The sequence below is a fragment of the Gemmatimonadota bacterium genome, assembly GCA_030747075.1.
Lineage (GTDB): Bacteria > ARS69 > ARS69 > ARS69 > ARS69 > ARS69.
The window spans coordinates 162,560-185,873 of record JASLLL010000001.1 but is presented as its reverse complement, the minus strand read 5'-3'; the positions used below and the strand labels follow the sequence as shown (position 1 = coordinate 185,873).

At 67.4% G+C, this 23,314-nt stretch carries 19 protein-coding genes; 10 read left to right on the top strand and 9 right to left on the bottom strand.

Annotated elements, in window-relative coordinates; genetic code table 11:
* Positions 1-15: 15 nt before the first annotated feature.
* Entirely contained in the window at positions 16-198 is a 183-nt protein-coding gene (locus QF819_00715; GenBank protein ID MDP6801687.1) for a hypothetical protein, read from the bottom strand.
* 226 nt (positions 199-424) lie between these two features.
* Between QF819_00715 and QF819_00710 the strand changes: the two genes are divergently transcribed.
* Positions 425-2,275, top strand: coding sequence for a S8 family peptidase (locus QF819_00710; protein MDP6801686.1), 1,851 nt, complete (start codon positions 425-427; stop codon positions 2,273-2,275).
* Positions 2,276-2,297: 22 nt separating this feature from the next.
* A complete protein-coding gene (locus tag QF819_00705) occupies positions 2,298-4,301 on the top strand; it encodes a UbiA family prenyltransferase (protein ID MDP6801685.1) in 2,004 nt (667 codons plus the stop codon).
* 9 nt (positions 4,302-4,310) lie between these two features.
* Here the strand turns inward: QF819_00705 and gatD are convergent, their stop codons facing one another.
* From gatD to QF819_00690, 3 genes are read right to left on the bottom strand one after another with little or no spacing between them, the layout of a single operon-like run.
* Positions 4,311-5,702: a Glu-tRNA(Gln) amidotransferase subunit GatD gene (gatD, locus tag QF819_00700; GenBank protein MDP6801684.1), complete on the bottom strand. Its 1,392-nt coding sequence runs from the start codon at positions 5,700-5,702 to the stop codon at positions 4,311-4,313.
* A complete protein-coding gene (gatE, locus tag QF819_00695) occupies positions 5,699-7,768 on the bottom strand; it encodes a Glu-tRNA(Gln) amidotransferase subunit GatE (protein MDP6801683.1) in 2,070 nt (689 codons plus the stop codon). Before gatE ends, gatD begins: the two co-directional genes overlap by 4 nt.
* Entirely contained in the window at positions 7,765-8,952 is a 1,188-nt protein-coding gene (locus QF819_00690) for a mechanosensitive ion channel family protein (GenBank protein MDP6801682.1), read from the bottom strand. The genes gatE and QF819_00690 overlap by 4 nt, the downstream gene beginning before the upstream one ends.
* A gap of 112 nt (positions 8,953-9,064) precedes the next feature.
* Here QF819_00690 and QF819_00685 point away from each other — a divergent pair, with 112 nt between their 5' ends.
* Entirely contained in the window at positions 9,065-10,153 is a 1,089-nt protein-coding gene (locus tag QF819_00685; GenBank protein MDP6801681.1) for a potassium channel protein, read from the top strand.
* 63 nt (positions 10,154-10,216) lie between these two features.
* Here the strand turns inward: QF819_00685 and QF819_00680 are convergent, their stop codons facing one another.
* From QF819_00680 to QF819_00665, 4 genes are all read right to left on the bottom strand, one after another.
* On the bottom strand, positions 10,217-11,605 hold the full coding sequence (locus tag QF819_00680; protein ID MDP6801680.1) for an NAD(P)(+) transhydrogenase (Re/Si-specific) subunit beta: 1,389 nt from the start codon (positions 11,603-11,605) through the stop codon (positions 10,217-10,219).
* A gap of 21 nt (positions 11,606-11,626) precedes the next feature.
* Positions 11,627-11,911, bottom strand: coding sequence for an NAD(P) transhydrogenase subunit alpha (locus tag QF819_00675; protein ID MDP6801679.1), 285 nt, complete (start codon positions 11,909-11,911; stop codon positions 11,627-11,629).
* Positions 11,908-13,089: a Re/Si-specific NAD(P)(+) transhydrogenase subunit alpha gene (locus QF819_00670; protein ID MDP6801678.1), complete on the bottom strand. Its 1,182-nt coding sequence runs from the start codon at positions 13,087-13,089 to the stop codon at positions 11,908-11,910. Before QF819_00670 ends, QF819_00675 begins: the two co-directional genes overlap by 4 nt.
* 229 nt (positions 13,090-13,318) lie before the next feature.
* Positions 13,319-14,041 (bottom strand): gamma-glutamyl-gamma-aminobutyrate hydrolase family protein, encoded by a 723-nt coding sequence (locus QF819_00665; protein MDP6801677.1) that lies wholly within the window; start codon positions 14,039-14,041, stop codon positions 13,319-13,321.
* A 126-nt stretch (positions 14,042-14,167) separates the two neighbouring features.
* Between QF819_00665 and QF819_00660 the strand changes: the two genes are divergently transcribed.
* The 7 genes from QF819_00660 to QF819_00630 all read left to right on the top strand — a co-directional run bounded on the left by QF819_00660 (position 14,168) and on the right by QF819_00630 (position 22,675).
* A complete protein-coding gene (locus tag QF819_00660) occupies positions 14,168-15,820 on the top strand; it encodes a FlgD immunoglobulin-like domain containing protein (GenBank protein MDP6801676.1) in 1,653 nt (550 codons plus the stop codon).
* 903 nt (positions 15,821-16,723) lie between these two features.
* The gene (locus QF819_00655; protein MDP6801675.1) at positions 16,724-16,954 is read left to right on the top strand and encodes a helix-turn-helix domain-containing protein; all 231 of its coding nucleotides are present in this window, start codon (positions 16,724-16,726) and stop codon (positions 16,952-16,954) included.
* A gap of 108 nt (positions 16,955-17,062) precedes the next feature.
* Positions 17,063-18,406, top strand: coding sequence for a replication-associated recombination protein A (locus QF819_00650; GenBank protein ID MDP6801674.1), 1,344 nt, complete (start codon positions 17,063-17,065; stop codon positions 18,404-18,406).
* Between the two features lie 12 nt (positions 18,407-18,418).
* Complete coding sequence (locus QF819_00645) at positions 18,419-18,655, top strand: hypothetical protein (protein MDP6801673.1); 237 nt, start codon at positions 18,419-18,421, stop codon at positions 18,653-18,655.
* Positions 18,656-18,773: 118 nt separating this feature from the next.
* Entirely contained in the window at positions 18,774-18,938 is a 165-nt protein-coding gene (locus QF819_00640) for a hypothetical protein (GenBank protein MDP6801672.1), read from the top strand.
* Between the two features lie 27 nt (positions 18,939-18,965).
* Positions 18,966-19,970, top strand: coding sequence for a hypothetical protein (locus tag QF819_00635; GenBank protein MDP6801671.1), 1,005 nt, complete (start codon positions 18,966-18,968; stop codon positions 19,968-19,970).
* A 197-nt stretch (positions 19,971-20,167) separates the two neighbouring features.
* Entirely contained in the window at positions 20,168-22,675 is a 2,508-nt protein-coding gene (locus QF819_00630; protein ID MDP6801670.1) for a T9SS type A sorting domain-containing protein, read from the top strand.
* On the opposite strand, the gene QF819_00625 is transcribed toward QF819_00630, so the two are convergent.
* The gene (locus QF819_00625; protein ID MDP6801669.1) at positions 22,665-23,198 is read right to left on the bottom strand and encodes a DUF523 domain-containing protein; all 534 of its coding nucleotides are present in this window, start codon (positions 23,196-23,198) and stop codon (positions 22,665-22,667) included. The two genes, QF819_00630 and QF819_00625, sit on opposite strands and share 11 nt — an antisense overlap.
* Positions 23,199-23,314 lie beyond the last annotated feature (116 nt).

Here is a 23,314-nt window from a genome sequence, read left to right as displayed (position 1 = left end):
CGGCGTGCGGGGAGGCTAACCGATCGCCGCGGGGATGCCCAGCGTGGGGTGGTCGTGCGTGCTTGGCGCGCGGGGAGCGTGCAGTGTCAAGGAGGCGGTCTCTTCGCAGTAGGTCGCCGCGGGCCGGGGCGGGGCCGGATGCACACGCGCCCAGAGCGGCAGCGGGCGCCATGCGCGGGTGGTTGCGGGTCTGGCCATGGGGCACCTCACGGAGAGGGCGCGAGTGTAGCATGGCCAACCCACCTCCCCCGCGCCCGGCATTGAACCATCCCCCCCCCTCGTGCATAATCGCCCCCTGAGCGGCGCGCGCCCGTGCGGCACTTCGCACCACCGCAACGCACCCTTCGCGCCCCGCGTTCTTCAGAGCGCCTCGGGCGGTGGCCGCTCGCAGCGCGTCACTCACGACTTCCCCGGGGGGGCACCCATGAGAAGAGCCTGGTTCGCATTCGGGATGCTGTCGATGGCTGCCGTGACGGCCGCATCGACCGCGATCGCCACCGACCTTCCCGTTCGATCTCCGCTGCCCGTTTTTGTTGCGCCGGACGAACCGCAGTTCATGCTGAACCAGATTCTCGTGAAGTTCGATTCCGGGATCACCCGTACGGAAGCGGCGGACTTCTGCATGAACCGGGGGGCGACGATGCACCGGGTCGGCCGCGATCTCGGCTATGATGTCGTCGAGTTCCCCATGATTCACTCGCCGGACGCGGGCCGGGCCGCACGCGACGCGGGTGACCACGAGACCTGCCGCCGGATGCTGGAAGAAGCGCGCGCGCATGTGCTCGACACCGTGGCCGCATACGAGTCCAGCGGTCTTGTGGAATGGGCGCGGCCGAACCATCTCTTCTCCTGTCTCATGACGCCGAACGATCCCTACTACACCTGGCCCGCAAGTTGGCCGAACGACAGCGCGCCGGATCAGTACTGGATGATTCAGGTGAATCCCGAAGATGCGTGGACCGCCACGACCGGAGAGAACACGCTGATCGTCCTGACCGACTCCGGGCTCGATCTCGACCACCCCGATCTTGCCGACAACATCTGGACCAATCCGGGCGAGGTGCCGGGCAACGGCGTCGACGATGACGGAAACGGATATGTCGACGACATGCACGGGTATGACTTCGCGGGAAACTGGGTCGGCGACCTGTGGGGATCGCCCAGCGAGGACTCCGACCCGGATGTGCGCGCCGGGGACCCGTCCTGCGGCGACGGCGACGACAACAACCTTGACGGGTACGCCGACGCGGGCGTGGGGCACGGCACCATGACCAGCGGGGCCGCCGCGTGCGTCATCAACAACGGGACGAGCTTTGCCGGAGCGGCCGGTGGCGCGAAGATCGCGATGGCGCGCTGCATGTCGCCGGAGGGAACGGGCACCGAAGCGATGATTGCCGCCGCGTTCGAGTATGCCCGCCGTGCGCCAGCCGATGTGATCAGTTCGTCTCTGGGTGGCCCCTCGGCCATGAACAGCGTCCGCACGCAGATTCAACTGGCGATCAGTGCGGGCATTCCGGTGTTTGTCGCCTCCGGAAACTCCGGGGCGAACGAGCAGTCGTATCCCGCGGCGTACTCCGAGTGCTGTGCCGTCGGGGGCGCGAAGCATGACGACTCCGCGCGCACATCCATCACCACGCACGGGAACTGGCTCGACTGCGTGGCAGCCAGCGGCGATGTCTCCGGGTCCACATGGCTGGAACTCTTCTGGTCCGTGTATGTGGCAAGCGTCGCGGACGCGAACGGGTCCGGGTCGATCAACCCGGGGGATCCCATGCTGGCCGGAGCGGCCGGTACCTCGCTCGCGGCGCCGCTCGTGGCGGGGTTGGGCGCGCTTGTCCGGTCGGTGGCGCCCGCCTACTCGGCCACCCAGATCTACGACCAGATCTACGACCACTGCTACGACATCCCGCCCGCCGGATTCGACATCGAGACCGGGCACGGGCGCGTGGACTTCTCCGCGTCGCTGGCGGACTGGTCGTCGAGCAGTGTCGCCACCGGACCCTCGTCCGATTCCGCCGTGCGCGTGTTGCCGAACCCGTCGGGCGGCGAGGTGTCGCTGCTCTTCGCACCGGGCCGCGTCTCGGAAGTGCGCTCGGTGGAAGTCTACGACCTCTCCGGGCGGCTTGTTCGCACTCTTCCCGGAAGCGGCGACCTTCTCATCTGGGATGGGCAGGATGCGGACGGGATGACCACGCCGTCGGGTGTGTACTTCTTCCGCGTGCATTACGCGGACGGCACCGTGAGCGCACCGCGGAAACTGGTGAGAATCCGTTAGCGGAACCGGGGGCGGGAAGAGCATGACGCGCAGTCCGGGCGCGCGCATCGCGGGGTGCATCGCGCGGATGGAAGACGGCGGGGCGGGGGGAGCCGCCGCCGTCTTCCTGGCAGCCACCTACCTGCGCGGAATCGCCGAAGGTGTGCTGGAGGAATCGCAAACCCTCGGGTTTCGCCTGGAGACGGTCGCGTCCGTCGAGATGACCTTCCTTCACGGTCCGGCGTTCTACCTGACCGTGTTCTCGCTGGTCGCGCTATTCCTGTCCGTGTCGGCGCGCACATCGATGGCCCGCACCGCCCGGGCCGTGTTGCTCTGCTCTCCCGTCATCCTGATTCCGCCGCTGGTGGATGCGGCGATCCGGTCGCACGGGTACTTGCTCCACTACTTTCCGGACCTCCACGCCGCCGCCCGCGCCGCCGCGCTGACCTTCTGGCCGGGAGCCGACCTCCCCGGAGTGTCCCCCGGAATGCGAGTGGAGATCCTCGTGGCGTGCATCGGGGGGGCTGCGTACCTGCGCGCGAAGCGTCCCGGCGGCCTTTCGCCCGTCGTCGGCTTCCTGGCGGTCTACCTCTCCGCGCTGGCGGCCGGGTCTCTCCCCGCGCTCTACGCACTTCTCGCGGGGCGTGGCGGGGCGCCCGAGAGCGCGCTCTTCACGCCCGGCGGTCTGGTCTTCTCCGACAGTGGCAAGTACGCGCTGCTCCACCTGCTCGTTTCCTCCACGGTGCTTCTGGCGGCCCTCGCCCGCCACCACCGCACGCGACTCGGCGACCTCCTGATCGCCGCGCGTCCGTTCCGCACCGCGTTCTATCTCTTCGTGACCGGCTTCGGGCTCCTGCTCGGCTTCGTCTTTCTGCGCCCGCACTATCCCGCGTTGGCTGCGGACCCCTTCCTCGCGCCCGCGCTCCTTGGGGTACTGGCGACGATCTTCTTCCTCTTTCAGTCGCAGCTTCTCACGAACGACCTCTTCGACCGGCCCCTCGATCTCGTCTCCCGAAAACGCACCAGCCTCACTCTCGGGATTCTCGACGAAGGCGAAGCACGGGTCGCGGCGGCCGCGGCCGGGATTCTCTCGCTTGCGTTCGCGGCGACCCTCGGCTACGCGCCGTTTCTCATCACGATGACCGCACATGCGGTCGGCTTCCTGTATTCGTCGCCCCCGTTTCGCATGAAGCGGTTCTTTCCGCTGAATGCGCTGGCGATCTCGTTCTGCATTCTGCTCTCGGCGTATCTGGGGTTCTCGGTCTTTGCGGGGCGGCACACCGTCGCGGCGTTTCCGGGCGGCGTGGCGGCTTTCCTCTTCCTGTGTTCCGCGCTCGTCGTCTCCATCAAGGATCTTCCCGACGAAGAGGGCGACCGCGAGGGCGGCGTTCAGACACTCGCCACCCTTCTCGGTGCGCGTCGAGCGCGCATCGCCCTCGGTGGCGCCGCGCTCTCGGCGTATCTCTTCGGGCCGCTCGCGCTGGGGCGCCCGGTGCTTCTTCTGGCGGCCGTCCCCTGCGGAGTACTGACCGCGCACGCGATTCTCCGGGGGCGGGAGCGTCGCGTCTTCGCGCTTCTCTTCGCGGCGCTTCTGGTTCTCGGTGTGTGCGTCTTCAGGGGGTTTGTGCTGCCGCCGGAGTCCGCGCTTCCCGCGCCGGGAGAAGTCTCGGCGTTTCGCGCTCCGCCCTCGGAAGCGGGAGCGGTTCGCGCGGCGATCGCGGAACTCGAACGCGGACGCGAATCCGAAGCCGCGGCCACACTCACCCGCGCGCTGGACCTCTTCCCGCGCTCCGCACGCCTTCGCCTCGCCCGCGCGAGGATGCTGTTGGATGCGGACCCGGCGAGCGCCCGCCGCGATCTCCACTACGCGCACGCGTGCGGCACCGATCGCGCCGTTGCCGCGACCTACCTGGGCGATCTCGACCGACGAGCCGGAGATTTCGCGTCGGCGCGCCGGCACTATTCGGAAGCGCTCAGGATCGACCCGCGTTCCCGTGCCGCGAAGGCGGGGATGGCGCGGGTGGAGGGTGCCGCGCCCAACCGATGACCGGGGGTGCTACTTCCAGTGCCCGGAGACCCACTCCCGCGTCTCCGGGAGGCCGCCCTGGAGGATGAGGTACCCGTTGTGCGGTTCGCGCGGGGTGATCTCGTGATTCACGACGGTGCGCATGATGCGGCTCACTTCCTTGCGGTCGTCCGTGTGCCCGAGCGCCCATCCGAGTTTCATCACGGCGGTTTCCGGCAGCATGTTGTCCAGCGGCACGACCCCGAGATCGAGAAGATCCCGGCCTGTGTCGTACACATACATCTGCGCGTACCCCCACAAGGTCTGGACCGTCATCACCACATGAACGCCGGCGGCCACCGCGCGCTCCAGCGCGGGGTAGAGTGGCCGGTTCACATGGCCCAGCCCGGTGCCCGCAATCACGATCCCCCGGTATCCCTTCTCGACGATGGCGTCCACGAGATCCGGGCTCATGCCGGGATAGTAGTAGAGGATGGTGACGCGCTCTTCGTGCGCCGTATCAATCCGAACGCTCCGCGAGGGGTCCCTGCGGGCAAAGTCGTCCGTCAACAGATCGAAGGAGTCTTCGGAGACCCGGCAGATCGGGATGTCGCCGATGGTGCGGAACGCGCTCCGGTAGGAACTGTGCATCTTCCGGCAGCGGGTTCCGCGATGGAGAAGGCCGTAGCGGTCGGAGGTCGGGCCGAACATGCAGATGAGAACTTCGGCGACCTCTCCGTGTGCCGCCGCTCGCACCGCGTGGATCAGATTGAGCGCGGCGTCGGAGCTTGGGCGATCGCTTGAGCGCTGACTTCCCACGAGAACGATCGGAACCGGGCTGTTCTGCACCATGAAGGTCAGCACGGATGCCGTATGCCCCATCGTGTCCGTACCGTGGCCGATGACGATCCCGTCCACGCCCGCTTCGATTTCCGCGCCGATCGCCTCGGCCAGCGCCACATACTCCTGCCAGCCCATGTTCTCGCTGAACACGCCGAAGAGCTTCCTGGTGGTCAGATTGCAGAGATCCGCGAGTTCCGGCACCGCGCCGTACAGTTCCCCGGGAGTGAAGGCGGGGATGACGGCTCCGGTGCGATAGTCCAGCCGGGACGCGATGGTCCCCCCGGTGCCGAGCAGCGTGACGCTCGGCAGGTTCTCGGTCACGGGAAACTCGCGCTCGGGGATCTTGTACACCGCTTCCTTCCGCCCGAGTTCCTCCGCCGCGACGATGCGGTCCACATGGACGCCGACATTGTATCCGGTGGTCAGTTTCACCACGATGTGCAGGTCGTCGAAGTTCCCGCTGCGGGGAAGGATGACGCCCTCGAAGACGCTGCCCGCGTCGTTCGTGATGCGAACCTCGCTCCAGACCCCGACGCCGAGCTCCGTGAGCTTCTCCCGTGCGCGTCCCCCGTATCCTTTCAGCGCGTCCGGCTTCGTCATGCCGCCGCCCCCCCGCCGGTCCTCGCGCGGCCCGCCTCCGGCGCCCCGCGCTCCAGCGCGCGGCCGACCGCCCCCGCGACCTCCGCCACCGGCACCTTTCCGCGCAACTCCCGAAGTGCGCGCCCCGTGTGGTGCCGCGCGCGTGCGGCCGCGTCCAGCCCGCGCCGCTCTTCGCGGCGCTCCGCTACTGCGGTCGTGACCGCCTCCCGCCACCCGTCGGGCTCCTCCCCGATCCCCAGCGCACCCGCCGCGTCCGCCACCGTCGATTCCGCATCGCCCGCGAGAACCCGCACCAGCGCCCCCACGGCCTCACGCGCCAGCGGTCGCCGCTCCGTCTCCGCAAAGAGCGCCGTCCAGCGCGTCTCCCCGATGCTCTCCACATCCACGCCCGCGCGCGCCCACCCCTTCCAGCGCTCGCCGAAGAGGAAACACGCCCGCCGCGCTGCCGCCCGCGCAGGGTCGCCCGCGTCCACCCCGGCACTCACGCGCGCCGACCGGCTGCCCGCGTTCCCGCCGCAGGCCGCCACCGCCGCGTCGACCCGCGCCGCGCCGCCCCGGCGCAGTAGATACCGCACCGTGCTCTCCGGCACGCCGAGGGCGGCGTACCGCGCTTCCCGCTCCCACGGGGGCGGCGGCAGCGTGTCGGCGACGGCGCGCATTCGTTCGCGCGTGACGCGCGTCGGCGGGCTGTCCGTGTCCGGGTACATCCGGTCCGCGCCGGGGAGGATGCGTTCAAAGTCGGTGTGCCCGCTCTCGAACGGCTGGCGCGTTTCATGCGGCACGCCGCCGGTCGCTTCCGCCCACCGCGCGGCAATCTCCGCGACCGCCGTCTCCGTATCCGACTCCGGCCCGCGCACCAGCACCACGGCGTCCCGGTCCGCGCACCCCATCCGCGCGCGCAACTTCTCCAGTTCGCCGGGGACGCCTCCGCGCTCCACCCAGGTGCCGTCGGTCAAGGCGGGCGCGGGGTGGTCCAGCCCGGCAATCACCCGCACGCGGCCGCCGAGTTCATCGGCGAATACGCGGTCCGGCTGCGTTTCGTGCGCGTCCAGCCCCGCCAGCCCCGGAAGCCGCAGCGCACGCACCGTGAACGGCCCGCCGCCCAACTCCATCCCGGCCCGCCGCCCGGACTCCTCCACGAAGCGCGCCCAGCCGTCCGCTCGCAGCGCGGGCCAGTCCGACTCCGCGAAGAGGTCCGTCACATCCGCGTCTTCCGCGACCACATCCTCCGCGCACCGGAATCCGCGCTTTTCCATCTCCTCCCGGATCGCCAGGAGATTCAACTGTCGCACCGCTTCCCCGTGGACCAGTCGAGGCGCCCACCCGGCCTTCGGTACCCCCTTGATCTCCACGCGCCGCCCCCCGCGCACGGACACATTCACATCCTGACGGCTCGCGCCCATGCCGGTCCGCACATGCAGCGTGGACCGGTACACCCGCCCGATCAGCAGGATTCCCTCCGCCACCTCTTCCGGCGTGCGGAAGTCCGGAGCCGTGACCGCCTCCACGAGCGGCATCCCCAGCCGATCCGTGCGCCACACGATCAGGTGTCCCTGGTCGGAGACTTCGCGGCAGCTGTCCTCTTCCACGCTCATCTGAATGATGCGGATGTCGCGACCGCGAAACGGAAGCGACCCGTTCACTCCCACGATCGCCGTTCGCTGAAACCCCGTGGGGATCGACCCGTCCAGATACTGTTTCCGTGCGATATGGATTTCGTCGACGATGTCGCACCCGAGCATCAGCGCCTGTTCGATGGCGATGTCCAGCGCGTGCTCGTTCACGAGGAACGGCGGGGTGTCGTCCATCTCATAGGTGCAGACATTCTCGGCGTTCAGAAGATAGACGATGTTCTTCCGCGTCTTGAACTCCATCAGCGCGGTGCCGTCGTACTCACCCAGTTCCGAGAGCGTCGGCCGCATGTGCCGCAGGATGGTGCCGTCGTGGTCGCGGGTGTAGCGTCCGGCGGGGCAGCGGCAGAACATCTTGTGGTCCGTCAGGAGCTGCTGGTGCACCTCCAGCCCGCACCGGAACCCGACGGCTTCGTAATCCACCAAGCGATTCACGGGGCAACCGGCGTTTCATCCTGCCGCAGGTAAACCGTGCGCGTCGGGAACGCCAGTTCCACGCCGAGTTTCTCCGCGAGCCGCAGGATATCGAGGAAGAGTCGGTGCCTCGCATCCAGTTCCTTCGCCCAGTCCGGAGTGTTGAAGAACACATACAGCAACACATCCACCGAAGATTCCGAGAAGGTGTTGAGGTAGACATGGAAGTAGTCCTTCCGTGTCTCCGGGTGGGTGCGGATGAGTTCGCGGACGCCTTCGCAGAACGACTCAATCCGATCGGGCGGCGTGGAGTACGCCAGCGAGATCTTCGTGCTCCAGCGGCGGTGGGTTCGGACGCCGAGGTTGTCGACGGCGGAGTTGATGAGGTTCGCGTTGGGCATGGTGATGAGCGAATCGTAGAAGGTGCGGATGCGTGTGCTCCGGAACCCGACTTCCTCCACGGTGCCTTCCAGATCATCGATCACGATCCAGTCGCCCACCTGAAACGGTCGGTCCAGCAGGACGGTCAGCGATCCGAAGAGGTTCTTCACGGTATCCTGTGCGGCCAGCGCGAAGGCCAGACCGCCGAGTCCCAGCCCGGCAAGCAGGCTGGTGATGTTCACATTCAGGTTGTCCGCGACAAAGACGACCCCGAACGCCGCGATAAAGATCTTGAGCGACTTGCGGATGAGCGGGATGAGGACATCGTCGTAGCGTGTGGAGGTGGTCGCGGCGCGGCCCTCGAAATACGCGCTTCCGACATCGACGAAGCGGTAGACCGTCCACACGGCGGCCGCCGCCGCCAGCACCTTCACCGCGACGAGCAGTGCGGCGAGCGTGGCCGCGGGGAGGTCCAGTCCGCCCAGACCCGCGCCCCAGAAGAGCGCCATCGCCAGGAGCCCGACCGGGCGCACGAAGGGGCGGATGGACGCGGCGTCGCTCTCCGGCGCGAGGCGCAGGAGAATGCGCGATCCGGAGTTGGCCAGCACGAGACGCACCGTGCGGTCCACAATCACGCCGACCAGCGCCACCGCGAGCAGGCCGAGCCACTGCCAGTGTTCCAGAAGGAACCCGGTATGCCGGAGTTGCGCGGGCATCGTGGATCGGATCCACGCGGCGCCGGACTCCTGTGCCATGGCGGAATACGGAAACCACGCGACGGCGAAAGCCGCCAGGCGGGCGTGGTGTTCAAGACGCCCCTTCATGGACACCCCCTCGGGATTTCGGAGAAGCAAGCCCACGGAAGATACCGCAACTTCCCGGGGGAGACCGGAGGAAAATCTTGCCACTTCGCCCGGAGACCGGAGGAATGGGCGGATGAGACCGACTCATCCGCGGCCGATCGCCCCGGACCTTCATCGCGCGTCCCTCCGGCGGACGCTGCTCCCGTTCGGGAAACGCTTCTTCTGGGCGTTCCTCTTCTCCATGGGCGTGATCGCGGCGGGCACGGCGGGCTATGTGGCCCTGGAGAAGTGGAAGAGCTTCGACGCGTTCTACATGGCTGTCGTGACGGCTTCGTCCGTGGGATACGCGGAAGTGCATCCGTTGAGCCACGCGGGCCGGGTGTTCACCGTCGCGCTGCTTGCGCTCAGCGTGGTCGGTCTGGGGATCTGGTGGGCGCTTATCACCGCATTCATCGTCGAGATGGACTTCGCGGGTGTCTTTCGGAGGCGAAGGAACATGAAGAGAATCGAGAGTCTGTCCGACCATCACATTGTCTGCGGAGCGGGGCGCGTCGGGCGCGTGCTCGTCGAGGAACTGGCGACCGAGGGCGTGCCTTTCGTCGTGATCGAGGTCGACCCGGACCGGGCCGCGACGCTTCGGGACACCGGCGAGGGCGTTCCCGTGATCGAGGCCGACGCGACACGGGAAGGAACGCTCGAAACGGCGGGAGTGGTCCGTGCGAAAGGGTTGGCCGCGTGTCTGTCCAGCGACGCCGACAACCTCCTCCTTTGCCTCACGGCGCGAGGGATGCGTCCGGACATGGAGATCGTCGCCCGGGCGAACGAAGAGGAATCGCTGGAGAAACTCCGCCGTGCCGGGGCGAACCATGTGATCTCCCCGCCGGTCACCGGGGCGAAGCGGATGGCGGCCTCGCTGGTGCGGCCGAGCATCGTGAGTTTTCTGGATGCCGCGACGCTCGGCTCGGACATTGCGCTCCGGCTTGAAGAGACCACCATCCCGAAGGGCGCGTCCATTGTCGGGCGGAGTCTTTCGGAAGCGCGCATCCCGCAGCGCACCGGGCTGGTCGTGCTGGCGTTGCGCCGGGGGTTCTCCGAAGACGCGCCGAGTTACAACCCAGGCCCGGAGACGCGGCTGGAAGCCGGGGACACGATGATTGTCCTCGGGCGCGAGGAGCAGATCGCGAGCCTCCGGGAGTATGTGGGGAGCGCGTCGGACGAGTAGCGAGCACGAGAGGGCGGCCGTCAGACCGCCCCCCGGTTTCTCTGCCGCTCAAACGGCGGTGCGCTATCCTTCCTTCAGCGCAGTCACCAGTTCCTGAATGGCGGCCTTGCCGTCGCCGAACATCATCAGCGTGTTATCCATGGCGAAGAGCGGGTTCGGGATCCCGGCGAAGCCCGGCGACAGGCTCCGCTTGACGATCACCACCGTTCGCGCCTTGTCCACATCGATGATGGGCATTCCGGCGATCGGACACCCCGGATCCGTGCGCGCCATCGGGTTCACGACATCGTTCGCCCCGATGACCATGCACACATCCACCTGATCCATCTCGGAGTTGATGGCGTCCATCTCCTTGAGCTTGTCGTACGGCACATCGGCTTCGGCCAGGAGCACATTCATGTGCCCGGGCATGCGGCCCGCCACCGGATGGATGCCGAAGTCGACACGGCACCCGCGCTCTTCCAGCAGGTTCGCGAGATCCCGCACGATATGCTGCGCCTGCGCAACGGCCATCCCGTATCCCGGAACGACGACCGCGTGCTGCACGCTGTCGAAGAGCATCGCCACCTCATCCGGACTGGCGGACTTGACCTTGCCGCCGTAGACCTCGTCGGCGGAGGCGACCTCGCCGGTCTCAAACACGCCGAAGAGCACATTGGCCAGCGACCGGTTCATGGCGACGCACATGATGTTCGTCAGGATGATGCCGGAAGCACCGACCAGCGAACCCGCGATGATCAGCACCGTGTTGCTCAGCACGAAACCCGTGGCGGCCGCGGCCAGCCCCGAGTACGAGTTGAGGAGTGCGATCACCACCGGCATGTCCGCGCCGCCGATCGCGATGACCAGGAGCACGCCCAGAAGCGAGGCGATCGCGCACAGCACCCAGTAGGCCGCGGTGTTCGACGGGTCGAGCACCAGCCAGACGGCCGCGGCGATCGAAGCGAGAAAGACCACGAGATTGACGAACTTCTGGCCCGGGTAGGACACCTGTCCGTCCGGGATGATCGACAACCCCTGGAGTTTCGAGTAGGCGATGAGACTTCCCCAGAAGGTGACCGCGCCGATGAGACCGGAGGCAGCCGTCGCGATGACGATCTGCATCCCCAGCGCATCACCCGACGCCTGGGCCACCAGGAAGGCCGCACCGGCGACGAAGATCGACGCGATTCCTCCGAAGCCGTTGAAGAGCGCGACCATCTGCGGCATGGCCGTCATCTCCACCTTGACCGCGGCGATGGCTCCGATCAGTGCGCCCAGAACAACGCCCGCGAGAATGTACTCAAACGCGAGTCCCTTTGCGGCCAGCGTGGCGACCGCGGCGACGAACATGCCGAGCGCGCCGAGACGGTTCCCCCGAACGGCCGTGCGCGGGTGCGTCAGACCCTTCAGGCCGAGGATGAAGAGAACCGAGGCGAGGACATAGGCCAGATTGACATATCCGGGTTCAATCAGGAATCTGGTGATCACGGCCTAGCCCCTCTTCCGCTGGAACATCTCGAGCATACGGTTGGTGACCAGGAACCCCCCGACCACATTGATTGTCGCAAAGACCAGCGCCAGAAATCCGAGGATCAGCGTGATCTGGTCACTCCCCTTCAAGGTGGAGAGGATGGCCCCGATGATCGCGATCCCGGAGATCGCGTTCGACCCCGACATCAGCGGGGTGTGCAGTGTCGGCGGAACTTTCGTGATGATCTCGAACCCGACGAAGACGGCGAGCACGAAAATCGTCAGAAGACCGATGAGATCCATCAGGCATCTCCTCCCGTTGCGGCGGCGTTCTCCATGCCGAGGAGTTCGCGAAGCCGCGTGTGGACGACATCTCCGCCGCGCGCAAGCATGGTGTCGCGGACGATTTCGTCTTCCGGGTTCATGTCCAGTTCGCCGTCCTTCACCATGTTGAGCAGGAAGGTGGCGATGTTCTTTCCGTACATCTGGCTGGCGTGGTAGGGCACCTCCGACGGGAGGTTGGTGGGGCCGAGGATCGTCACGCCGTGCTCCACAGTTGTTTCACCGGCCTTCGTCAGTTCGCAGTTTCCGCCGCGCTCCGCGGCCAGATCCACGATGACCGAACCGGGCTTCATCCCGGCGACCATTTCCTTCGTGATGAGAACGGGCGACTTCTTCCCGGGGATGGCGGCGGTGGTGATGACGACATCGCTCTCCGCGACGACGCGTCCCATCAACTCACGCTGCTTCCGGTAGAACTCCTCGTCCATTTCCCTGGCGTAACCGCCCTTGTCCTCCGACGACCCCGCCTCCAGTTCCATCTCGACGAACTTCCCGCCCAGGCTCTCCACCTGCTCCTTCACGGCGGGGCGGACATCGTACGCGTGGACGATGGCGCCCAGTTTCCGCGCGGACCCGATGGCCTGAAGCCCGGCCACACCCGCACCCACCACGAACACATGCGCGGCAGCCAGTGTCCCGGCGGCGGTCATCATGAGCGGGAACATCCGCGGCAGGTGATCCGCACCCGCGAGCACGGCCTTGTACCCGGCGATGGTCGCCATGGCCGACAGGATGTCCATGCTCTGGGCGCGCGTGATACGCGGAATGAGCTCCAGCCCGAAGAGAACCGCACCGGTGGCCGCCACATCGCGCGCGGCACCCGGCTCACCCAACGGGTCCGCGGATCCGATCACGACCTGGTCCTTGCGCATCAGCTCCAGGTCCGCGCGGCCCGCCTCCGGATTGGCGCCCAGCGTCCTCACCTGAAGAATGACTTCGGCGGAGGAAAAGACCTCCTCGCGCGAGGCGGCGATCTTCGCGCCCTTCTCTTCGAAGTCCGCGTCAAGATAACCGGCGGCGCTCCCCGCTCCGGCCTCAACGAGAACCGAAACACCCGCCTTGGCAAGCAATGGCAGTGCTGCGGGAGTGAGGGCGACACGGCGTTCGCCCGGGAATGATTCTCTGGGTACTCCTGCGATCATGGCGGAACCCCATCCGAAGCCAGAAAGGTCGGTGTCCTGCCCGGGGAAAACACTTTGATGAGCCGCGGCGACAACCCCCCGGGATCGTGTTGGTCGCGCTCGCGACGGATTTCAAGCCCGGGGAATCTAACGGTCCGCCCCCCCCAAGTCCAGCCCCCATCTCCCGTCCCGACCGGCCTCGACCTTGGTCGGCTGCGGCGGGCTGCGGACGCAGGAAGAACGAGCGGGATCAGGCGTCGGCGGCTTCCACGAACCCCTCAAAAAGGCGACTCGGGAGGCGTCTATCCGGCATGAGTTCCGGATGCCACTGAACGCCCGCGAGAAAGCGCTTTCCGGGGAGTTCGACGGCCTCAATCACTCCGTCCGGGGCGATGGCGGCGACCACCATTCCGCCCCCGAGGCGATCGGGAGACTGGTGGTGGGAGCTGTTGACGGTCGTTGTTGCCTCTTCGTCGCCGAGGAGTCCGAAGAGTCGCGTTCCCGGAACAAGGGTGACCTCGTGCTCCGGAAGGTCCGGCCACGCTCCGCCATGCTCCAGCGCGTCAGGGATCTGTGTGGGGATGTCCTGGATGAGCGACCCGCCCGACGCCACCGTCAACAACTGGCAGCCGTAGCAAATCCCCAGGCACGGGAGGTCTCCGGCGAGAAGTGCATCCGCCAGCGCGAAGTCGAAGTCCTCGCGGCCCGGAGCCAGCGGGATGTGCGCGGCATCCGGCTCACCGCCGTATCGGCGCGGGTCGATGTCCTCCCCGCCGACGATCAGAACTCCGTCGAGCGCGGCCACGAGATCCGGCACGAGCGCCGTGTCCGCCAGCGGCGGGATCATCAGCGGAAGACCGCCCGCGTCCGAGATTCGCTCCCCGTACTCCCGGTGGAGAAAGGCGAGCGGGCGACCGTTGCGCTCATCGATGCGGATGTCGGGCGTGATTCCTATGCGGGGTCGGCGACTCATGCCCCGGAGAATGGCCCGGGATCGGGAATCGCGCAACGCGCGCGTGGCCCCCCTTGACGGAGCGTGCGCCCCCGCGCACCTTGCGTCCCTTCCCACGGGTGCGGCGGCGCAGAAGGAGAGGCCGCCGTGAAGTCCGCTACCGCCTGCGTGATCGTCCTCGCCACGGGTGCGTCCGTGGCGGTGGTGCGCCCGATTCCCGCGCGTCCCGCGTTCGTTCTCAACGAAGTGCTCTACGATCCCGACGGAACGGATACAGGACGGGAGTTTGTCGAAATCGCGTCCGCCTCCGGCACCGCGTTGGATGCGTCGCTGGCCGGGTGGGTGCTGGAGACGGGCAACGGTGCGCGGCCGGGAGAGTGGGAGGTCGAGTGGGTCGGCGGGGCGGAGGATCGCGCGGCGCTCGGGCTTTTCGTCGTGGGAGAGGCCGGGGTTGCGCCCGCGCCGGACGCCGTGGCCGAGCTGGACCTGCAGAATGGCCCGGACGCGTGTCGCCTTCGGGGGCCGAACGGGGAAACCGACCTGCTCGGGTGGGGCGCCGGGCTGGACACGACGCTCAGTGAGGGGACGGCGGCCCCGGATGTGCCGGGGCTCTCCCTGGCCCGATTGCCGGACGCCTTCGACACCGGCAACAACGCGGCCGACTTCACCCCGCGCCCCCCGAGCCCGGGAGCTTTCAACGCCCCCGACAGCGCACTGGCGGGCGTGTCTGCGCAACTGCCGCCGCCCGGCACTCCGCCCGGCGTCGGGTTCCGGTTCGTGTTCGTGGTGCGGAATGTCGGCCGGAGAGCGGTGGTGCCGTCGGTGCGCGTGGCGTGCGCGGTGCATCCCGGGGAGACGCTGGCCCGGGCGGCGTCAAGCGGGGCGCTTGCTTCAGGCGGGCGCGACACACTCGAAGCCTACGCATCGCCGCCCGCCGGGGCGCACCTTCCCGCGCCGGAACCCGCGTTCCCGGACACCGCGGGCGCGTGGACCGGCCATGGCCAGACCCTTCACATCACGGAGGTCTATCCGCGCCCCGACGCCGGGGGGTCGGAATGGGTGGAACTGGTCTCGGGCAGCCGCTGGATGGCGGACCTCTCGCACTTTGTCTTCACGGATCGGTCCGGGGGATCGGGTGAGGTGGTGGGACACCTTCCCGCGCACGGGCGCGCCGTGCTTGTCGCGGACTCGGCCGCATTCCGGTCGCGCTGGCCGTTGCCGCCGGGCGTTCCCACGGGCACGGCGTCGCCATGGCCCCCGCTCAACCACACGGGGGAACCGGTGGCGGATCGCGTGGCGCTCCTTCTTGCCGGGGAAGAGGTCGCGGTGGCCTCGTGGCCGGGAGGAATCGGTTTGGGCATCTCATGGGAGCGCGTGTCGGTGACTCTTCCGGGCGAGGATCCATCCGTCTGGGGGCCGAGTCTCGCGCCGCGCGGCGCCAGTCCCGGCTTCCCGAACTCGCGCACCGGAGACCGCCCGGCGGAGACTTTCCCTTCCGGGGGAGCGCTGGTCGCGTCGCCTTCGCCGTTTCGCCCGATGCGCGGGGAGACGGTGGCGCTGCGGTTCATCCTGCCGGGGCGAGCCCCGCCCCCCGGGCGCGTCTGTTCCATCCGGGTCCACGATTCCAGCGGCCTCCTTCTTCGCGATCTCCGAAGCTGGGCGGATGCGGAAGGAGCGTTCCGGGCCGTCTGGGACGGTACGGATGGGCAGGGTGGGGCGCTTCCGCGCGGAGTCTACCTGGTGGTTGCGGAGACGGCGGGGGTCCGGCCCGCGCGTGCCGCCGTGGTGCTGGACCGATGAAGGCGCGCGCATTCTTCGCGCGGCCGTTCCGGGTGGCGCCGCTTTCGTGCGTCGTGCTGGCGGCCTTCGGCGCGGCCCGCCCGTCGCCGGCGGCCTATGAGCGGGAGCCGGTCTCACCCGCGGGGGCGGCTCTCGGGGGAGTTCGCAGCGTGCTGGACGACCCGGTCTTCGGGAACCCGGCGCCGCTCTTCCTGGACAGGTGGATTCTCTCCGCGTCCGCGTCGCGTCCGTTCGGGCTGGAAGATCTCACCGAGGCGCGGGTCGCCGCCCGGGGACGACACCGCCGGTTTGCGTTTGGCGCTGGGGCGTGGCGTTTTCAGGCGCCGGGCTGGTCGGAGCAGGACTTCCGCGTGGCCCTTGGGTGGGAAGCGGGGTCCGGCGCATCGGTGGGGGGTGCCGTGCGTTTCCTGCAGACGGGAGGCCGGGAGATTCCCGCGCGCCGTGCGGGGGCGCTGGACGCCGGACTTCGCTTTCGGGTGGGTTCCCGGGTGGTGGTGGGCGCGCTCCTGGAATCGGTTCTGGGCGGTGGGGACGCCTCGGGTTCGTGGGGGTGGGCCCGGACGGCGGTCGGCGCGGCCGCCAGGGCGGGTCCGGTTCGGGCCGTGGCGGAACTGGTGGGAAGGTCCGGCCTTCCCGCTTCCCTTCGCGGAGGGGTGTCCTGGGATGTTTCGTCCGGCCTCGCCCTCATGGTGGGCGCTCAGGAGTCCCCGGAAACGCTCTCCTGCGGCTTCACGGTTCGTCACAAGCGGGTTTCCACGGAGCTTGCCATCGAGCGATCCGCCGTCCCGGGCTGGACCGTTCGCACGGGAATCACCCTCCGGGGGGTGTCACAATCGGTCAGTTCCGGTCGGGAAATGCTCAACCCGTCCCATGGAAACGCCGATTCGCACGGAAGGCACCAGCATGATTCCCAAACCGGGGAGGACTGTCGTGCAGATCGACCTTCTGGACGCGGGGGAAACCGCGGCGAGTCTTCACATCACCCGCGCCACTCTCTACAAACTCGTGAAGGATGGTCGCGTTCCGGCGGTGAAGCGGAACGGGAAGTGGGCATTCGATCCCAAGGCCATCGAGAGCCTCTTCTTCACACCGACTCACGACGACGCGCCGGAGGAACACGGCACGGACCGGTAGTTCCCGCCGGAGCCTGTCCGGAACCCGGATGCGCGCGGACGGGAGATGTGGTTCCATCGGAGACACGGGCCGGCGCCCCGTTCCGTCCCGCTCTCCGGAGGTTCCCGCGTGCAGGATTCCGTCCCGCCTTCGCTCTTCGACACCCCCTCCGGAGCGCCCGCGGATCCGCCTTCCGATGCGCCGCTCGCCGATCGAATGCGCCCCCGTTCGCTCGACGAAGTTCTCGGGCAGGATGCGCTCATCGGAAAGGAGACGCCCCTTCGCCGCTCTCTCCGCGCGGGGACGCTGCCGTCGCTCATTCTCTGGGGACCGCCCGGCTGCGGGAAGACCACGCTCGCCCGGGTTCTCGCCCGCGAAGCGGACGCCGAGTTTCGCGAGATCTCAGCGGTCTCCTCCGGGGTCGCGGCCCTCCGCGAGGCGGTGGCTCGTGCGCAGACGCTCCGGCGGAGCGGGCGCCGGACGGTGCTTTTCATCGACGAGATCCATCGCTTCAACAAGGCCCAGCAGGACGCCATTCTCCCGGCCGTGGAGAGTGGGGATCTGGTCCTGGTGGGCGCGACGACCGAGAACCCGTCGTTTGAGGTGAACGCACCGCTGCGTTCGCGGGGGCATGTGGTTCGGCTGGATCCGCTCCCGCGGGCGGTCATTCTTGAACTGGCGGATCGCGCCCTGGCGGATGGAGAGCGCGGACTGGGCGGGCGGGAACTCACGCTTGCTGAAGGTGCGCGGGAGGCGCTGGTGCGCCGTTCGGGCGGCGATGCCCGGATTGCGCTGAATCTGCTGGAGGCGGCCGCAGCGGCGGTTGCGGACGCGTCGGAGATCACCGAAGAGGAAGTGGAGGCACTGGCTCGCGAGAATACCGTGCTCTACGACCGCGCGTCGGGTCGCCACTATGACCATGCGTCCGCGCTCCAGAAAAGCCTGCGCGGGTCGGACCCGGACGCGGCCATCTACTGGATGGCGAAGATGCTGGCGGCGGGGGAGGATCCGCGCTTCGTGGCGCGGCGCATTCTGGTGACGGCGGCGGAGGATGTCGGGCTGGCGGATTCGCGCGCGCTCCGCGTGGCGGTGGCCGCATTCGACGCGGTGGAATACCTGGGAATGCCCGAGGCCCGGATTCCGCTCGCGCAGGCAGCCATCTTCGTGGCGACGGCCCCCAAGTCCAACAGCGCCATTTCCGCGATTGATGCCGCCATGCACGCCATCACGGAGCAGGGTGAATCGTTCGAGGTGCCTCCCGTGATGCGCATGACCGGGAAAGAAAAGAGCGGCTACCGGTATCCGCATTCAGCCCCGGGACACTTCCTGCCGGACGACTATCTTCCCGAAGAGCTTCGCGGGAGATCGTTCTATGTCCCCGGGGAACTCGGCGAAGAGGCGGACATCGCTCGTCGTGTACGCGAAGTGCTGGGGCGCGGGCGCGCTCGCGGCAAAGACGAAGACACGGAATAGGGAGACGGCGACATGGCACTCTTCTTCGGGGCATCCCCGGTTCGCTGCCCGAACTGCGAGTACGAAGGCCCCGCGCGTCTTCGGGGACCGGGTTGCGGGCTGTGGCTGTTGCTGCTGACCGTATTCCTCGTGTCCTTCTCCTTTCCACCGCTCTTTCTGGTGTTCTTCCTCATGGGAATGTGGCTCTTGCTGAAGCGCCCCTCTCCCGTCTGCCGGAAGTGCGGCTACGAGCACCCCATCCCGCAATAGCCCGGCGTGATGCGCGGTTGCCGCACGCGCGTCGGCATCCCATCCCGCGTCGCCGGTTGCAGCGTTCTCCACCCGGTGCTAGCCTTCGTCTCCCATTCCCCCACGAAAGGAAACCGAAATGCATATCTCCACCCGCGTTCTCCTGGTCGCCGGGATTGGGGTCGCCCTTGCGGGTTGCTCCCGGACGAAGGCGCCGACCGAACCGACCACCTTCGAAGAGGCCCGAGCCTGGTCCGCGTCTCGCAATGTCCCGCTGCTTGTGGACTTCTTCGCCGACTGGTGAGGCCCCTGCAAGACATTCGCCCGTGCGGTGGATAGCGATGAGAACATGCAGAAGGCGCTGGAACCGGTCATCCTCTTCCGGGTGGATGCCGAGAAGGGCGAGGGCGTGGACCTCGCGGCCCGTTACGGGGTCAGCGGTTTCCCGACCTTCGTTCTGATGAACGCCGAGGGGGCGGCCATCGATGTGTGGGCCGGATACGGCGATGCGGACGGGTTCACCGAACGCCTTGCCAGCGCGACAGCGGACCTGGCCACGATCGACGAGAAGCGCGTTCGATTCGGTGAGAATCCCACCGGGGCAGGGGCGGTGTCACTGGCCCGCATTGAGGAATCGCAGGGGAAGTATGAGGCGGCGATCGCGCTCTATCTGAAGGCGATCGAAATGGAATCGCGGGAGGATGTGAAGCGCGAGGACGACATCCTCCGGTGCCGCATCTACCACCTCATGGAGAATGGCGAGGGGACGCAGGAGGAGATTGCCGCGGCGGCGGATGCGGTGGTGGCTTCCGAGAAGGCGACCCCGACGGACCTTCTGCGCGTGTCGTCAATCATTCGCTGGGCGGAAGGAGTGCTGGGCGATGAAGACTTTGCGACGCCCTACATCAAGGCGGCCGTCGAGGGCGCGGAAGGCTCGGAAGATGAGAGCGTGGCGCAGCAGGTGCTTGCGCTTCGCCCGGACTACGAACTGCGTGTCAACGGAGATGCCGAAGCGGCGCTCCGGCACAAGCGGGTACTCCTTGAGGAGGGCTGGCGGGAGGACGCGCGTGAACTCAACAGCTTCGCGTGGTGGTGCTTTGAGAACGGCGTGAATCTGGAAGAGGCGGAGGAACTGGCCACCCGTGGCGTGGAGTTGTCGTCGGAGGGCAGCGCGAGGGGACATATTCTTGACACCCTTGCGGAGATCCAGAACGCCCGGGGCCGCCCGGTGGAAGCCCTTGCGACCATGCGTGTTGCGCGGAAAGAGGATCCCGAGAACGAGCATTACAAGGGGCAGGAAACCCGCTTTGCAGAACTGGCGGGTGAGACGGACTAGACCATTTTCGCTCAGGGGGTGGCGCTCGCCCCCTGAGCGGCCTGAACCCTGACTCAGCCCCTCGCTACGCCCTCCGCTTCCGCCCGGCGTGAGATTTGTCGCCAAGTGTGGTAGTATCCACGCAGGATTGTGCTCACGCGTCTCCTCCCCGACCGTGCGTTCCCATCAGACATCCAGGACCGAGAGGAATCCCACCCATGAATACACTTCGAATCTCGCTGGCGACGGTGGTGATGGTCGCCCTTCTTGCGACGCTGCCCGCCCCCGCCGTTTCCGCGCCGGAAGTCGACCGGACCGATGCATGGATCGACGGCATGGCCCGACACTTCGAGGCCCATCCCGAACTTCAGGACACGCGCGGCAGCGGCTGGAAGCCGTACAACCGGATCAAGTGGTTCCGCGAGCAGCGACTTGTGAACGGGGAAGGCCCGGCCCCGGACGCGCGCTGGAAGGCCTGGGAAGCGAAGCGGGAGATGGAAGCGGCGCGGCCCGCCTCCTCAAGGTCGACCTGGTTCTCGCTGGGGCCGGGCAACTACGCCGGGCGAATGCTCGATATCGACTTCCACCCGAGCGATGTGAACATCGTTTATGCGGGCTCCGCCAGCGGCGGACTCTGGAAGAGCACGGACTACGGGTCGAGTTGGGCGCCCATTTCCGACGAGATCCCGTCGATCGCCATTGGCGCGGTCTGCGTGCTGCCTTGGAATCCGGACATTGTCCTGATCGGCACGGGCGAGGGCGCGAACGGCGATGTCCACGGCGTCGGCATTCTCAAGTCGACCGACGCGGGCGCCACCTGGAACACGACGGACTACACCAAGCCATCGGGAAGCAACAGCGGCTTCCACGCCATGGAGGCAAACGCCACGACGGGGACCATTCTCGCGGGCGCGATGGACGGCCTGTGGCGCTCCACGGATGATGGGAACACCTGGATCGATGTGAAGACCGGCGACGACTACTACGATGTCAAGTGGAAGCCGGGAGACCCGAATACCGTCTACACGGTCAAGGGGTCCTCCGCGTCGGGAAACAATGTCAAGATCTCCACCGACGACGGACTCACCTGGGCAAAGGCCGGAACGGGGCAGCCCTCGTCCTGGACGGTCGGGAAGTCGAAGATCGCGGTGACCGCCGCCAACCCCGACTACATCTACGCACTCTACTCCGAGAACTCGAGCAACGGCGGGACGACCGGCGTCTATCGGTCTACGGACGGCGGCTCCACCTGGACGCAACGCTCTGGCGCCAACCCCAACATCGGTGGCGGGCAGGGCTGGTACAACCTGATCCTCGCGGCGGATCCGAACAACGCCGACCGCATCATCGCCGGAGGCGTGCGTCTCTATCGGTCCACCAACGGCGGGACGGGCTACAGCCAGATCGGGAACTGGGTTCATGTGGACTACCATGCAGTCCGCTACGAGCCGGGGAGCAACTCGAATCTCTGGGTCGCGAACGACGGCGGGATCTACCGCTCACAGAACGATGGCACCAGCTGGACGGACCTGAACAACGGACTCGTGACTTTCCAGTTCTACGACATCTGCGTGGCGCAATCGAGCCCGACCATTGCCGTGGGCGGCAGCCAGGACAATGGCACCGACAAGTGGACCGGAACATCCAACTGGACCTACATCCTCGGTGGCGACGGGATGGTCTGCAATGTCAAGCCCACTTCCGCCAATGTGATCTACGCGGAACTCTATTACGGAGACCACCGGAAGACCTCCAACGGCGGTACGGGATGGTCACAGATCAACAGCGGCATCACGGGCACCGGCGCGTGGGTCGCCCCGGTGGATGAAGACCAGGTAACACCCAACCATCTCTACACCTCGTCCAGCGACGGGATCTTCCGCACCTTGAACGGCGGATCCAACTGGACCAATGTCGGCGGGCAGACCGCCACCTGGATCTCGATCAGCCCGGTAGATGGAAATGTCGTCTGGACTGCGGGGTCCGGAGTGTATCAAACGACCGATGACGGAGGGAGCTGGACGCAGGCTTCGCCGTACGGGTTTTCGACCGGGGGCGTGACGAAGATACTGGCGCACCCGACCGATACGAACTCCGCCATCGTCGTCTTCTCCGGCTACGGAGATGGAACCAGCCACATTGCGCTCACCACCGACAGCGGATCCACCTGGACCGACAAGTCGTCGAACTTCCCCTCCCAGCCGGTGAACGCGATCGCGGTGGACTGGTCGAACACGGACCACTGGTTCATTGGAACCGATGTCGGCGTCTGGGCATCGCTCGATGCCGGAGGAAGCTGGTCCCCGTTTGAGACCGGCCTCCCGAATGTCGTCGTCTCAGATCTGGAGATTCACCGCTCGGGCGGCAAACTCGTGGCGGGCACCTATGGGCGCGGAATGTGGGAGGTGGACATCACCTCCATGAGCACAGGCGTGGAGACGGGCGTGCAGGCGGGGCCGCGGAATCTCATGCTCGACGCGCCCTGGCCGAACCCGGTGACGGATCAGGCCACGCTTCGGTTTGCCGCGAAGTATGCCGGGGTCGTGACGCTCGACATTCACGATGTCGCAGGCCGACTGGTCAGTCGCGTTGCGGAGATTCCCGCAGGCGACGGACTCATCCGAATGGCCGACTGGCTCACGGATGATGTGCCGTCCGGCGTCTACTTTGCGGTGCTGAAGGCGGGGGAAGAGCGGATCTCCAGGAAGTTGATCGTCACCCGCTAGTCGACCCGGCCCTCTCCCGGGCATGGTGGAGGACGGCTTCGAGGAACTCCCGCAGGGCGGTGGGTTCCTCGAGGTCCGACTCCTCCGCCACGGGGAGACTCGGCATGGCCTCCCGGACAGCCCGCGCGAACATCCCGTCTTCCCGCGCGTGTTCCGCTCCGTGTCCGTCCAGAACTCGCGCGCTGCCCACTCCGCAACTCGGTGACCGCGCCTTCAGAACGCATCCGTCCACGCCCGCCTCACGGAGTGCCTTCGCGCGTTTCGTGGCCCACCGGCGCATGGCCTGAGTGTGATCGGTGCGCGTCTCGGTGCCGAGGAGGCGAAGCGCACCCCCCGCCCGCACGAGGTCGATGGTCTCACGAGGTACTCCCAACCCGGCATCGGCCTCCGGGCAGAGCGGAACCCACTCCACGGACGGTCCCATTTTCCGGAGGATTGCCTCAGCACGGCAGTGCCCGCCGTCGTAGCGGACGCGCTCACCCAGCAGGCAGGCGGAGACGACGATGCGCGCTTGGGTACCCATCGTAACGGACAGCTCCAAAGGGGCAGGCGGAGAGAGAAACGACACTCACCGGCATGGAATACGCAGCGGGATGTGAGTATAGATTGGGGTACGCCATGCCTACAAGAGGCGTTCCC